General features: G+C 48.4%; 8 protein-coding genes. 1 reads left to right on the top strand and 7 read right to left on the bottom strand.

Annotation, left to right across the window (positions count from 1 at the left end; all coding sequences use genetic code 11):
* Positions 1 to 263: 263 nt before the first annotated feature.
* The 5 genes from J2X61_RS12810 to J2X61_RS12790 form a co-directional block, all read right to left on the bottom strand.
* A complete protein-coding gene (locus tag J2X61_RS12810; RefSeq protein WP_310188188.1) occupies positions 264 to 6,473 on the bottom strand; it encodes an immunoglobulin domain-containing protein in 6,210 nt (2,069 codons plus the stop codon).
* A 123-nt stretch (positions 6,474 to 6,596) separates the two neighbouring features.
* Positions 6,597 to 7,700 carry a response regulator gene (locus J2X61_RS12805; RefSeq protein ID WP_310188187.1) on the bottom strand — a complete coding sequence of 368 codons (1,104 nt, stop codon included), beginning with the start codon at positions 7,698 to 7,700 and terminating at the stop codon, positions 6,597 to 6,599.
* 3 nt (positions 7,701 to 7,703) lie between these two features.
* Positions 7,704 to 10,856: an ATP-binding protein gene (locus J2X61_RS12800; RefSeq protein ID WP_310188339.1), complete on the bottom strand. Its 3,153-nt coding sequence runs from the start codon at positions 10,854 to 10,856 to the stop codon at positions 7,704 to 7,706.
* 218 nt (positions 10,857 to 11,074) lie between these two features.
* Positions 11,075 to 12,082 (bottom strand): DUF3231 family protein, encoded by a 1,008-nt coding sequence (locus J2X61_RS12795; RefSeq protein ID WP_274470340.1) that lies wholly within the window; start codon positions 12,080 to 12,082, stop codon positions 11,075 to 11,077.
* Between the two features lie 522 nt (positions 12,083 to 12,604).
* Entirely contained in the window at positions 12,605 to 12,994 is a 390-nt protein-coding gene (locus J2X61_RS12790; protein ID WP_310188185.1) for a MerR family transcriptional regulator, read from the bottom strand.
* Between the two features lie 104 nt (positions 12,995 to 13,098).
* On the opposite strand from J2X61_RS12790, the gene J2X61_RS12785 reads away from it, so the two are divergent.
* Complete coding sequence (locus tag J2X61_RS12785) at positions 13,099 to 13,983, top strand: SDR family oxidoreductase (protein ID WP_310188183.1); 885 nt, start codon at positions 13,099 to 13,101, stop codon at positions 13,981 to 13,983.
* A 127-nt stretch (positions 13,984 to 14,110) separates the two neighbouring features.
* Here the strand turns inward: J2X61_RS12785 and J2X61_RS12780 are convergent, their stop codons facing one another.
* Entirely contained in the window at positions 14,111 to 14,875 is a 765-nt protein-coding gene (locus J2X61_RS12780; RefSeq protein ID WP_274470345.1) for a sugar phosphate isomerase/epimerase family protein, read from the bottom strand.
* 29 nt (positions 14,876 to 14,904) lie between these two features.
* Positions 14,905 to 15,603: a carbohydrate ABC transporter permease gene (locus J2X61_RS12775; RefSeq protein WP_310188182.1), complete on the bottom strand. Its 699-nt coding sequence runs from the start codon at positions 15,601 to 15,603 to the stop codon at positions 14,905 to 14,907.
* Positions 15,604 to 15,638 lie beyond the last annotated feature (35 nt).

Genomic DNA, 15,638 nt, shown 5'->3' with positions numbered 1-15,638 from the left:
CTCTATGAATTGTGTCATAGCCATTCGGGACTTGAATCCTATTGATAGCGCCTCTATTGATAGCGCCCATGCTGAGACACACTAAGAGGAGCCTGCCACCGTACTTCAGTGGCAAGGCTCCTTTTCGTTTTTGTGGATTTACTTTATGGAGGTGAACCGTGGCTAGCAAAAACCCGCCGCCGAGTGATGCTTAGATTGTTTGGGGAGGCTGCTAACCGTAGCAAACGGAGTCGTTCCATTAGCGTCTGCTATCGTCCCCCGGCTTAAATCAGGCCGGATTTTTGCAAAATTCCCTGAATAATTGTGGCAACCTCAGCTCTAGTAATGTAATCCTTTGGTGCAAGCTCATTGCCACTTCTACCTGATACAATGCCAGCCTGTACATTGTCCGCGACGCTGCTCAGCGCCCATGCAGATACTGCTGCCATATCTCCATAAGGACGAAGTATTGCGTCTGTCGATTGAACAGAAAGCTTGGCTTTCAGGCTAGTGATCGCCATCGCTTTGGAGAGGACAACCATTGCCTGTTCCCGCGTAATCCTGTCCATGGGGCGGAAAGTGCCGTCTTCAAAACCGCTGATCAAGTGGTACGCATAAGCAGTATTGACAACACTGCTATACCAATCTGTCGATTTCACATCCGAGAATGGTGTTGCTCCATTCTCCAGCTTGAGTCCCAATCCGCGAACAATGATGGCTGCAAACTCAGCGCGGGTAATATCGCGGTCCGGACTGAACATACCATTGCCAGTACCATCAATGACCATCCGCGATCCCATGTCGCCCACTGCTTGTTTTGCCCAATGGTTCGCCACATCACTAAATTCGAGCGGATGCCAGACGACAGAATACGTGCTATTCGTCAAGCTGTTGATTTGTGCGTAATATTTGCCATCAATCACGACAATCTTGGTCGGTACATGACGAACGGTTCCGTCCGGCTCAACAACAATCCCTGTGGTAATCTTGCTGGGGTCAACAACATCTGGAAGCGCAATAGTTCGTTTCACATAGGCATTAAACTTCGATACTTCGATAGTCTTATCTCCGTAGGTGCCTCTCACCGTAAAGTTTAGCGGCGGTGCGACCAATGTGAACGTTCCCTTGGCTGCCGCGTTCTCAACAACGTTCACCATATCTGTTGTGGGTACGGCGATTTCGATTTGTACCTCGATGTCTTGCAAGGCTACCGACTTGCCGACTTGTTCGGATATGGTGTTAATATTGATTTGTTGCGCTGGAATTGTATAGGTCGCACGATCAGTTTTAATCTCAAGAACAGCTTGCTCGTCCTCCATGTTTTTCACCATCTGACCGTTCAGTGAGCCAATGACCATATCGGATTTATTGTTTACTGGAATCACAACCACAGCATTTTGACCTTCCGTCGCAAGCTTGTCCTCCAGTTTTTTCTGATCAACAAACACTGTTGTTATGGTTTGACCGTTTCGTTGGGTTGTCGTTGCAGTTCCCGCATTCTCCGCTTTACCGTTGACAAGTATATCTACATCAGTATTCGTTTTCTCCGGTGTCGTTGGAGTACTAGGCGCGGATGGCGTATCGCTATCGCTCGTGCTGTCACTGAATGGCGTTTGCGGAATGACCGCATTCGATTCAGCGGAGGGTGCACTTTTTCCTATACCATTGATCGCTTTCACCGTAAACGTATAGCTCGTTCCATTCGTCAAACCTGTAATAACAATCGGGCTTGCTGCTCCTGTTACGGCTACATTCCCTGATGAAGCTGTTACTTCATACCCTGTAATCGCACTTCCTCCGTTGTCGGTTGGAGCCATAAAGGTAACGGTGGCTTCCCCGTTTCCATATATTGCCGAAACATTCGTTGGTGCTGCCGGAACAGTTGCAGGAGTAGCGTTTGCCTGATTCGATTCCCCGCTCAAGCCTCCCGAGTTACCTGCTTTCACCATAAAGAAATAGGCCGTGCCGTTTAGCAAGTTTTGTACATCGTAGGTAGAGGAAGTGACGGTAACAACTGTAGCGTTACTAAACTGACTTGAAGCAGTCGCCATATAAATGTTGTAATACGTCGCTCCCGTTACCGTATTCCAATTTAGTGTAACCTTACGGTCTCCTCCGGTAGCCACAAGGTTTTGCGGATTCGGGAGAGCGTTCGGCAAGTTCACAGTTTGTGTCACTGTAAACGTCACATCCGTCATATGGGTTGCCGATAACGTTAACGTTGCTGTATATGTGCCGGCTGGCAAGCCGTCTTTCGCTTTAACCGTAAAGCTTGTCGCGGTCGCTCCGCTCATTAACGTCGAACTTGGTTGCGTAATCACAAAATCGCTAGCATGAATGCCGCTAATGTTTGCCGACAGATTCGACAAATCGCTCGTGCCGGTATTTGTTACATCGATGGTTTTTGTCTCTTGGGTACCCGAAGCGTAACCTTGAGTAAGTGCAGGTAACGTTTGATTAGTAATAGCAGCAATCGTATAGGTAGGCGCGATATTCACCGCGACCGCAGCGATGTTGCTCGTTGTCGTTGCCGTCTTCGTGCCGTTCACGCTGTTGTTCGTGTTGGTCACGATAACATAATAGTAGGTCGTGCCTGCCGTTGTCGTCGGTGCGGCATAGGTTGAGCTTGTTGCACCGCTGACAGCTGTGCCGCCGCTCGTGCTGTTCGTCGTATTGCTATACCACTGGTAGGTCAGCATTCCGCCGTCGCTTACGCTAGCTGCTACGCTCAAGGTCGGGCTGCTGTCGCCTTCGTTTACCGTTGCACCCGTCGGCTGCGTATCAATGCCCGGCGTTGCCGCATTGGTCAGCGGATTCACCGTCAGAGTTGCCGCATTGCTTGACGCATTCCCCGCTGCATTGGTGACCACGACGGTATAGCTGCCCGCATCGCCCGATTGCGCGTTTGCGATGCTCAGGGTCGCCGCCGTGGCTCCGCTGATGTTTCCGCCGTCTGTCAGCGCATTGCCGTCTTTCTTCCACTGGTAGCTAAGCGGCGCGTCGCCGCTGGCGGTTACGCTGAACGTTGCAGTCTGCCCCTCTGTCACTGTCTTGTTCCCTGACTGACTTGTGATCGACGGTGCCACGGGCGCCGGATTCACCGTCAGAGTTGCCGCGTTGCTTGTCGCATTCCCCGCTGCATTGGTGACCGCGACGGTATAGCTGCCCGCATCGCCCGATTGCGCGTTTGTGATGCTTAGGGTCGCCGTCGTGGCTCCGCTGATATTTCCGCCGTCTGTCAGTGCATTGCCGTCTTTCTTCCACTGGTAGCTAAGCGGCGCGTCGCCGCTGGCGGTTATACTGAACGTTGCAGTCTGTCCCTCTGTCACTGTCTTGTTGCCCGGCTGACTTGTGATCGACGGTGCCACGGGCGCCGGATTCACCGTCAGAGTTGCCGCATTGCTTGTCGCATTCCCCGCTGCATTGGTGACCACGACGGTATAGCTGCCCGCATCGCCCGATTGCGCGTTAGTGATGCTTAGGGTCGCCGTCGTGGCTCCGCTGATGTTTCCGCCGTCTGTCAGCGCATTGCCGTCTTTCTTCCACTGGTAGCTAAGCGGCGCGTCGCCGCTGGCGGTTACACTGAACGTTGCAGTCTGTCCCTCTGTCACTGTCTTGTTGCCCGGCTGACTTGTTATCGACGGTGCCACCGGCGCCGGATTCACCGTCAGAGTTGCCGCGTTGCTTGTCGCATTCCCCGCTGCATTGGTGACCGCGACGGTATAGCTGCCCACATCCCCCGATTGCGCGTTTGTGATGCTTAGGCTCGCCGCCGTGGCTCCGCTGATGTTTCCGCCGTCTGTCAGCGCATTGCCGTCTTTCTTCCACTGGTAGCTAAGCGGCGCGTCGCCGCTGGCGGTTACACTGAACGTTGCAGTCTGTCCCTCTGTCACTGTCTTGTTGCCCGGCTGACTTGTGATCGACGGTGCCACGGGCGCCGGATTCACCGTCTGTGTAACCGTAAATGTTACGTTCGTCATGTTGTCCGCATATATCGTCACCGTTGCGGTGTACGTGCCTGCTGCCAGGCCGTCCTTTGCTTTCACCGTAAACGTCGTCGACGTCGTTCCGCTGTTCAGAGTCGTCGCTCCCGGCTGCGTAATTACAAAGTCGGTCGCATTGGTTCCGCTTAACGCTGTGGCTACGTTCGTCAAATCCCCGGTGCCGGTTGTCGTAATCGTGATCGTTTTCGTGTCCTGAGCGCCCGAACTGTAACCTGCCGTCAGTGCCGTTGCCGTTTGATCGGCTATCTCTGCTATCGTGTACGTTGGTGCATAATCGGTCGTGACGCTCACCGTGTTCGAGTTGCCTGCGTTCGCCCCGCCGGTGACCACTAACCGGAAATCATATGCGGTGGCCGCGCTGAGCCCCGTTACCGTCGCGGTCGTCGAACTGGTTGCAATCGCGCCGATCGTGGCCGTTGTCCATGTATTCGCTCCGGCTGGCGACTGCTCGATGATGATCCCCGTCGCTCCGCTGGCTGCTGTCCAACTGAACGATGCCGTTGTGCTCGTCTTCGCTGTGCTTGCAAAGTCAGTGATCGCGGATGCAGGTATATCCAGCTTCTGGATGCGATGGTTGGAAGTATCGGCCACATATACATTCCCACTGCTGTCTACCGCCACTCCATAGGGACCACTAAACTCGCCCAAGTTGGTTCCAGTGCCGCCGCCGACCTTTTTCCACTCTCCCCATGTATTCGTCGATAGGGTCAGCTTCTGGATGCGATGGTTGGAACTATCGGCCACATACACATTCCCGCTGCTGTCTACCGCCACTCCATAAGGACTATTAAACTCGCCCAAGCTGGTTCCAGTGCCGCCGCCGATCTTTTTCCACTCGCTCCATGTATTCGTCGATAGGGTCAGCTTCTGGATGCGATGGTTGGAAGTATCGGCCACGTACACATTCCCGCTGCTGTCTACCGCCACTGCACTTGGACCAGTAAACTCACCCAATCCGCTTCCTGCGCCGCCGCCGACCTTCTTCCACTCGCTCCATGTATTCGTCGATAGGGTCAGCTTCTGGATGCGATGGTTGTTACGATCACCCACATACACGTTCCCGCTGCTGTCTACCGCCACTCCCATTGGAGTGTTAAACTCGCCCAAGCTGGTTCCTAAGCCGCCGCCGCTCTTCCCCCACTCGCTCCATGTATTCGTGGATTGGGTCAGCTTCTGGATGCGATGGTTGCCGGAATCGGCCACATACACGTTCCCGCTGCTGTCTACCGCCACTCCATAAGGATTACTAAACTCGCCCAATCCGCTTCCTGCGCCGCCGCCGACCTTTTTCCACTCGCTCCATGTATTCGTCGATAAGGTCAGCTTCTGGATGCGATGGTTGGAGGTATCGGCCACGTACACATTCCCGCTGCTGTCTACCGCCACTCCTCTTGGAAGAGCAAACTCGCCCGGACTAATCCCGTTAACAGGCCCTAATACAGACCACTGAATCCATGTATGGTTGGCTGCGTTCAGCTTCTGTATGCGATTAATGTCATCGGCTACATATACGTTCCCACTACTGTCTACCGCCACTCCATTTGGATTAGTAAACTCGCCCAAGTCGCTTCCTGTTCCGCCGCCGCTCTTCACCCACTCGCTCCATGTATCGTTGGCTGCGGTCAGCTTCTGTATGCGATGGTTGCCAGAATCGGCCACAAAGATATTCCCGCTGTTGTCTACCGCCACTCCTCTTGGAGTATTAAATTCGCCCAAGCCGGTTCCTGCGCCGCCGCCGCTACTTTTCCACTCGCTCCATGTATTCGTGGATTTGGTCAGCTTCTGTATGCGATTGTTGAAAGTATCACCCACATACACGTTCCCGCTGCTGTCTACCGCCACTCCATTAGGAAAATTAAACTCGCCCAAGCCGCTTCCTGCGACTGCGCCGGCGCTGGGCTTTTTCCACACGCTCCATGTATTCGTCGATAGGGTCAGCTTCTGTATGCGATGGTTGCTACTATCGGCCACGTACACATTCCCGCTGCTGTCTACCGCCACTCCTCTTGGATTGTTAAACTCGCCCAAACCGAGTCCGCTGCCGCCGCCGACCTTTTTCCATTCGCTCCATGTATTCGTCGATAGGGTCAGCTTCTGTATGCGATGGTTGCCAGAATCGGCCACGTACACATTCCCGCTGCTATCTACCGCCACTGCACTTGGACCACTAAACTCACCCAAACCGGTCCCAGCGCCGCCGCCGACCTTTTTCCACTCGCTCCATGTATTCGTCGATAGGGTCAGCTTCTGTATGCGATGGTTGCCAGAATCGGCCACATACACATTTCCGCTGCTGTCTACCGTCACTCCTTTTGGAATGGTAAAACCTCCCGGGTTTGAACTGATGACCGGCCCAATCCGGACAAATTGACTCCATGTCTCCGCTGCATATACCGGGATTTCTAACATACATGTACATGCAATAAACAGCGCCACGCTCAATATGTACAGCTTCCACAACCATTGTTTGGCTTTTCTTTGATGATTCACAGCTAACGTCCCCCTTTTCGACAAAAATCAGGTTTATTATACAAAATCACAATAAACAAAGAATAAACAACAAAGAGCCTTGGAATCCCGATCAATTCCGAAGGCTCTTCATTCTGCTTGTTTCTATTGCGTCAAACTAACGATAAAATCCCGGATTCGGGGATCAGGCTTCGTTCCAAGCTCTTGCAGCAGCATCTCCTCCAGCATGCGATATTGTCGAAACGCCTCATTCTTCCTCCCCATCGCTGCGTACAAACGGATTACCTCATGATTGATATCCTCTCTAATCAAATCTAATTTCAAAATTTCGCAAAAGTAATGCAACGATCTTTGCGGCTCGTTTCGCTTCATATGGAATCTTGCGGCGGCCTCCAGCAATTCGATATAATTTTGTTCAAGCCGGCGGGTCTTTTCGCTCGCCCATTCGTATGCCTTTCCTTTCAAAAACTGCCCCGTATATAGCGTTTCCGCTTGTTCAAGCAGATCTGCGCTGTTTTCAGAGGACACTCTGATTTGCCGCAGCAACCGTTCGAATTCATACAAATCGCAATAAATGCCGCTCTCTTCAATCCGGATTTCGTTTTTGCCTGCTATAATAAAATTCCCCATCTTGTTCTCGCTGATCGCTTTTCGAATATAGTACAGGGTCGAATTCAAATTTTTCCATGCTTTTTCAGGTTCCAAGTCACTCCATAACGTATCGATAATTTCTTCCCGACTGACTGTTCCCTTGCAAACAAGAAAAGTAAACAGTTCTTCCGTTTTAGGACTCCTCAGCTTTAATGGCTCTTTATTCTGATCCCGCCGGTATATCTTCAATCCATTGAACAGAAGAACCTCTATGGAAGGTCCGGAAGCCGCACCCCGATGTTTTTTTCTGATTTTGTCCAACGTTTTTGACAAACGCTCGGTGGTTACAGGCTTCAGCAGATAATCCAGCGCGCTCATATCGAACGCTTGAACTGCATAATTGTCATAACCGGTTACGAAAACCACGTCTATAGATTCATCGAGCTGAAGCAGCAGACTAGAAAGCTTCATACCGTTAATTTCCGGCATGGAAATATCTAGAAATGCGATATGTATCGTATTCGCCTTCACAAATTCATAAGCTTCCAACGGGTTTAGAAACGTCTGGCATATTTCGATGTCTCCGTTCTCGGATAGTATCTTCTTCATTCGTTTCACCGATAATTCTTCATCATCCACGATAATGGCTCGCAGCATGCTTTAGCCTCCAATCTGCTTAATCGGCTTAGCAGGAATCTCAAAGGATACCTTCGTGCCCATTCCTTCCGTGCTTTCTATACGGAGGCTCTTTCCGTAAAGAAGCTTCAGGCGCCGACTAATGTTCCACAGCCCTACGCCTTCCTTTTGATCATCCGATTCCAGTATTTCCTGCCGTTTTTTTTCTGTCATACCGCATCCATTGTCCTCTACGGCAAAGCTGATCACGGTGTCCGCTTCCTTTTTCACGGATATTTGTACGTTTCCTCCCCTTAGAATGGACATCAGGCCATGTCTAATGGCATTTTCCACCAACGGCTGCAAAATCAGCGGGGGAATCAGAATATTCCGATTCACATCCACATCATATTCCACATTCAACCTGTCGCCAAACCGCGCCTTCTCAATGTTGATATATGCTTGTACCAGATTCAATTCATTTTCTATGGTCGTAAGCGAATCCAGTTGCTTGAAATCAAAGCTGCCTCTCAAATACTGCGAAAGCTGCAGCGTCAGCTCCTCCGCCTTCAGAGGCTCATCCGGGCAAAGTGCGGCAATTGAATTTAGGGCGTTGTACAGGAAATGAGGTTTGATCTGGGAACGCAAAAATGCAATTTCAGCGTCCTTTGCGTTTTTCACGGAAGCTTTCAGTCGGATGAGACTTCGGAGTCGCGCCATTAACTCCTCCGCTTCAAACGGTTTCCCAACAAAATCGTTTGCACCATTTTCCATCGACAAGATCATATCGTCAACCCTATCTTTAGCCGTCAGCATCAGTACCGGCAGTTCAGAGGAAGAGAACCTCTCTCGAATCGCTTTCAGCACCTCGTAGCCGGACATGTCAGGCATCATGATATCCAGTATAACCAGAAAAAATTCCCGTTTTTTTGAAAGTTCATCCAGCGCCATTTGCCCTCGATTCACAGCAAGGGTGGAATACCCCTCCAGCTTCAGCAAATTGATCATGGATTGAAGATTGCCGAATTCATCATCCACCACCAGAATAGGTTCGTCTTTTTCCCCTTCGACATATAGGGGATACTCCGAATAAGCGATGCTCACATCCTTTTGCAGCGGTTCCTTCTCATCCGCTTGTCCCTTCATTTTTCTCGAAACCGTGCCCGATATCGGAAGCGTAAAAATAAAAACCGATCCTTGCCCGGGATTGGATTCCACATGAATTTCTCCGTCGTGAAGCTCCACCAGCTTCTTCGTTATGCTTAATCCAAGACCGGTTCCGCCATAATTTTTCGTTTCGGAAGCATCCGCCTGTTCAAAAGCCTTAAAAATACGATCCTGCATAGGCTCTGTAATCCCGATACCTGTATCTTTTACACGAACCTCAACCCTATCACGGATAACTTTGGCACTTACGTCTACCACGCCTTGCTCGGTGAATTTGATCGCATTGCCAATCAGATTATGCATAATTTGGATCAGACGGTTGCCATCCGCATATACCTCAGGAATATTCTCTGAGATCCGGTTGGCAAGCGTTATCTGCTTTCCTCCCAGCAGAAACAAGTGAATCCCGATGACCGAATCGACGACAGCTTTCAGATCTATGCCGCTTTTATATAACGAAATATCTCCATGTTTCATTTTTGAATAATCGAGGAGCTCGTTTACAAGATAGGATAATCTTCTTCCGCTTTCCATCACAATGGTGAGATTATGCGCTTGTTTTTCGTTAACCGGCCCCTCAACTCCCTTAATAAGGGTATCAGTAATGCTCACTATGGCATTTAAAGGCGTCTTCAGCTCATGGGAAGTATTGGACAGAAAATCATCCTTAATTTTGTCTAATTGGAGAAGCTGATTTTTCATTTCATCTATCGTATGATAGGCCTCAAAAAAACGGAGAGCAATCATAAAGATCAGAATGATGTTGAACACAACGATATAAAATTGCCCTAGCCATAGATTTTCTTTAAAAGAAAAGGCAAACAGGATAATGTCTATGGAATACAAATTAATCGCGAGAATCGCCATGAACAGCAGAAAAGATTTAAAGCGATCGGTTTCGGCACTCTTGATATGTAGTAAGGCAATTCTCAAAAGCAGCCAAATAATCATCAACTCATACAAAGCGATCATATACGGTTGGATGACCATATAAGCGCGAATAGGAAGGAACGCTATCATAACCAGATAGCAGCTTAACACGATGGTTACGGCTTGAGTAAACTTTAGCGAAATAATGCTTTTTTGCAGTTGATAGAAAAAGATAGCTAACATAATCATGCAAGCAAATGAACAGATGTCCTTCATCTTAAATAAAACTTCGAATGAAATTCCAGGCAAATATACTATGAGAGGTCGTTCTCCGAGCAAGCCGTTATAAATTGCGTAAAGCGAACAAATTACAGCAAAAACCAGCAATGTATAGTCTTTTTTGCGATATAACGCTGCCGTTACAAAGCAGATGAAGAAAATAAACGCAAGCGTGAGGAGAATAGCGAAGGTACTGAATTGATGCGCCGCGCTCTTCTGCTGAAGCTCATTCATCGCTGCTTGTTCACCAAAATAGATGGATACCGGAATGCCTCCATTTACATAATCATAATTGGCAACCTGGACGATAATTTCAACGTCTCCCTTATCGGAAGAAAAAAAGCCGATTTGCGGAATATTCCCCGGTCGGTAACCCGCTGCTTCCTGCGACGGTTTTCCATCCGCGAAGAGCATGTGCCCGTTTGCATAAACCGCGCTTGAAAAACGTATGTTCGACTTTTTCAAAGCAAATGTTCCGTTGAAAGGCACGTTTTTCAGCACCATTCGGTAAGTGGCAAAACCAAAAGCGGGCAAGGGCTGGCCATTGACTATTTTGCCATTCCACTGAGAGGGCACCTTGATAAAATCCGTCGTAGAGGGCTTGTGTGTTCCTGCTTGGTTGAAATCGTCAGAGGTTAACAATCGATTCCAATAAAATTCCCATTCACCATCCAGCTTGATTCGCTTATTCTGTTCATAATTCCACGCAGAGAGGTCCATTACTCCATCCCGAACCATTAAACCTTTCTGCTGTTTTTCTTTATCCATGACGATGGATAGCGGAATTAGCGAAAAAGAAATCAAGCCAATAAGACAGACGATCAAGGTCCTTTTAAGCACAGGCATCCCCCCTTTAAAAATGATGAAACAGGTATTCGACATTTTTTTCAAAATCCCTCTAAATGCTCTGCGAGGAAATTGGGAAAAACTTGCAATTAAGTCTTAAACGCCCATGCCGGGCGCGCATACAAAAAAGAGCCTGCTACTTGTGTAGCAGAGCTCTTTTTCATTTTGTGGATTAACACTATGTAAGCGAACCGTAGCTTGGTAAATCCATAATTCGACGCCGTGTGATGCTAAAGATTTTTAAGGATGCTACATTAAATCCGCGCGAGTCCTCTTCGATCAGGCGCGTGCGGAGGCTCTTCCAGCCATTCGTACTCAATCATGATATCCATTCCTTCTTTTCCATACTTCATAATTTCCGGGATTAATTTGGAATACTCTGAGACTAGATCAACTCTGGAAGACGTCGATAATGCATGTCCAATATAAGCTGCCCCTTGTGTGTTAAGCGTTGTAATCAAAAACATAATCAACCTATCGGAAAACGGCGAAACTGTAGATGTAGTTACTTCGGAATTAACCATTATAGTCCCAAGAAGATCATCATTAATAAAGGTCTTATTCAAAAACTCAATCTGTTTTTGAGCCAACTGCTTCCCCTTAACCAGATGTTGCTTAACCTTTTCATCTTTGGCAACCTGAATTAATCCGGTCAATAGAAGCAATCCGAAGTAGTTTCGCTCAATATTAAAAAACATCTCCGAAATTTCAATTACATTAAGGGGACGTTGTTTCTCCAACCACTTCGAAATAAAGGTTTCCTTGTTCCTAATAAACTCGATATGATCCGGATAAGGAATCATCGGCGGTCGATCGTATATTCCTTTATGGAGCATTAGTTCGATTGAAATATTGTATAATTCAAGCGTCGATTGAAGACACTTCGTAAAAAATAATCGAACATCTTCACGAGCCACGTTAGAAACGATCTTTCCATAGGTCACCAAACCTACTCGACTCATGCCATACACATAGCTTACGGAAAATAAATCAAAAAACAACGCTGGAGCCGTAAGGTCCACATCATTTTCCGAAAACCCCCTCGGAATAGGGAAGTTTTCTTTTGAAAAAATATTCTTGATTTCCTCCATGTGCTTTTCGGATAAATCCATTGTTCTTTGCAGCAGGACTTCAACGTCTTTATGTCCATTGTACTTTTGCAGATGTTTGATTAAACAAATAGACATGCTCTCATTGATATAAACCGACCATAACCAAGCGATTTCAGTGGATGATAATCCGACTTCATGTGTCACGTTCATTTTCCCTCTCCTCGCCCTTTTCTGAAATTTTCCGCAGATCCTCCAGCGCATAAGAACTGTATAATTATGGTTTCACATTAACAAGAAGAAAATTCATCCGTTTGTTTTTTAAGTTAGGTTAGAACTCAACAAGGTCATTTAACCGTACAACGACAACAAGCGATGGTTATTATCCATCGCCTACTTATCTTTCTTCATTAGTTTCTCGTCGTCATATTCAATTCTGTCAATTTGCTCAATACGATTAACAACATGAGGTGGCCGTTCCAGCCATCCATGCTTAATTTAAATATTAGCCGCATCCTCCGCATAAATTCCTATTTCAGCAAGAAGTCGACATACCAGCACTATACAATTACTTTCTCGAGAGTGAAACGAACAGTTTAAATCGATAAGAAGTAAACAAAATTGCCTTGTAACAGGAACTTACAGACATTAGAAAGTTCCCCCATAGTAGCTATATGGTTTGAGATCTTTGTTAATGCTCAACGGAGATCTTAACACGTTAGGATGGCTGTTTTATTATCCGTCCTCTTGCAGTTTATCTAAGTCCTCTAGGTTTTTGAAAAAACTGATTTTAAGATCGATTTTCTTCAGCGACTCTTCCAGTTCCTTCATTTGATCGATAACTTTCCGGCGATAAGCTTCCATAAATTCTCGTCGTGCTGTTATTTGAGAGACCTCACTATTTTGCAAGTCGATAAACTGCTGCATCTCCCGAATGGGCATCCCCATCGCTCGAAAGTAACTTAAAACTTGAAACCATGCGATATCGGATTCTGAATATTGACGATATCCATTTTCGTCCCGTTCTATACCGTCAATTAGCCCCATTTGCTCATAGTATCGCAATGTGTGGATGCTTAATCCCGTCTCTTCAGAAACTTGTTTGCTCGAAAATTTGTTTTCCATATTTTTTATTATAGCAGTGATTTGACTGTATTGCTATCGAGTGCACTCTATACTTTATCATTGCACATGTAAGCAATAATTTTTCATTTTAGGAGGAATTCATTATGCGTATTTTTGTCACCGGAGCAACCGGATTCATCGGATCTGCGGTCGTCCGCGAACTGATCGATGCTGGACATCAAGTTGCCGGCCTTGCCCGCTCAGACAAGGCAGCTGTGTCGCTGACGGCCGCCGGAGCGGAGGTATACCGTGGTGCTCTCGACGACCTCGACAGCCTGCGCGACGGCGCCGCTGCGGCGGACGGCGTTATTCACCTGGCCTTCATTCACGACTTCGCGGACTATGCAGCCGCTGCAGAGACCGATAGGCTGGCGATCGAGGCGATAGGAGCAGCGCTTGAGGGCTCTGACAAACCATTCGTAGTCACCTCGGGGACGCTCATGCTCACGCCGGGACGTCTTGGGACAGAAGAAGACGCGCCGATCCCGACTACACCACGGCACTCCGAGAAGGCGACGATGGCGCTGGCAAGTCGTGGGGTGCGATCATCGATCGTCCGTCTTGCGCCGTCCGTGCACGGCCCGGGCGATCATGGCTTCGTCCCGGCCCTTATTGACATTGCCCGCGCCAAAGGCGTCTCTGCCTACATCGGCGACGGGTCCAACCGCTGGCCAGCCGTGCATCGCCTTGATGCGGCGCGCCTGTTCCGGTTGGCGGTGGAAGCCGCACCGGCAGGCTCGCGGCTGCACGGCGTCGGCGATGAGGGTGTGCCCTTCCGTGATATCGCCGGCGTCATTGGTCGCCACCTGAACCTGCCGGTGGTCAGCATTCCCCGCGAAGAAGCGGACGCCCACTTCGGCTGGCTTTCCTTCGCCGCGCCAGCCGACAACCCGACTTCGAGCGCACTGACTCAGGAACGTTTGGGATGGCGGCCAGTGCATCCCGCACTGATCCAGGATCTCGAACAGGGGCACTACTTCAACAGCTGAACCGCCATAAAAATGTGACACAGGACGATTCCCTGGTAATTGCCGGGGAATCGTCTTAACCGTATTCAAGTATAATTTTCAAATTGATATTTAGTCCCCTGACGATACCCACTATTTCCATGCAAGGCTACACTCGCGATAGATAATTTTCCTTCAACCAATTCATGCTTTCTGCAACTGCTTCCAGCGAAGGATTTTCACATTTATCCTGCTCGACGATCAGCCAATCGACATCCGCCTCGGAAGCGGCTTCTATAACATCCGGCAAGCGGATAATGCCTCTTCCTAATTCCAACGTATCAATTGTGCCGTCCGGGGCATGTCGGAAATCCTTTAAATGTAACAAAGGAAGACGGCCCGAATATTTGGCGATGTATGCCAGAGGGTCTTGGCCGATGAACTGCACCCAACCGAGGTCCATTTCCACTTTTGCTTCGGATGGGGGAAGTGTATCGTACAAAGCATCAAATACAAATTGCTCCCCAATTTTGTTCTCGAATTCAAATGCATGATTATGATAGGCAAATTGCAGACCTTGTTTTCGCGCTTGCTCGGCAACGCTTTTGAAGAATTCAAAATGCCGCTGCCAATCTTTTCTATCCTCCGGCGCAATACTTGGGCAGATGATATATTGTCCGCCGATCGTTTTTAAGTAAGCCAGCTCATTTTCGAGGTTGTCTTGAAGCAGATGATAGCGTACATGGCTTCCAATCGGCTTCAAATTCAGTTCATCCAGAAGACCCTTCATCTCTTCTGCCGGCACATTGAAATAACCTGCAAATTCTACTCCCTCATATCCCATAGCAGCTACTTTGCGGAGCACGCCCTTAAAATCCTTGGCCGTTTCGTCGCGAAGCGTATACATTTGTAAGCCTAAGCCCATTCTCTTCAAAGCAATCTCTCCTCTCTGTATCCAGAGCCTTATTTCACTGCTCCGCCGGCCAAGCCTGTAACGATTTTCTCCTGGGCCATAAAATAAATCAGAAGCAGCGGTAAGCTTGCTAATGTCAAGCCGGCCATCAACGCCGGAACGTTTACGGTGAATTCACCGTAGAACTTTTGCATACCGAGCGGCAGCGTCATATTTTCCGGACTCGTAATCAAGACCAGCGCAAAGATAAATTCCGTCCAAATATGAATAAAATTATAGATGACGATGGTAGCTAATGCAGGTGTCAGCATCGGTAGTACCACATTCCAAAAAATACGCTGGTGACTGCAGCCGTCGATCTCCGCCGCTTCTTCCACCTCGCGCGGCAATTCGGCCATAAACTGTGACAGAATAAAGATCGAAATCGGCAGGCTAAAGGCAACGTATGGGCCAAACAGGGCAGGAATGGAGTCGCCCAAGCCCATGTTTTTGGTCAATATAAAAATCGGAATCAAGGTAGAGTGGATCGGCAGCATCATTCCGGATATAAATAACAGGAACAATAGTTTATTACCCCGAAATTTCAAGCGGCTGAGCGGATAGCTGGCCAACGCAGAAATGAGCACAATCAGCACAACCGATACCACAGTTACCACGATACTGTTGAACAGGTAGCTGCCGAGTCCTTTTTGAAAAGCCAGTATGTAGTTTCCAAACTGCACCGATGTGAATAAGGAAAAAGGATTCATAAAAAACTCTTCTTGCGTCTTAAATGAGGTCAGCA

The sequence above is a fragment of the Bacillus sp. 3255 genome (assembly GCF_031456485.1).
GTDB lineage: Bacteria > Bacillota > Bacilli > Paenibacillales > NBRC-103111 > Paenibacillus_E.
Note: the sequence above shows the minus strand (reverse complement) of the source record. Positions and strands in the feature narration are given on the sequence as shown.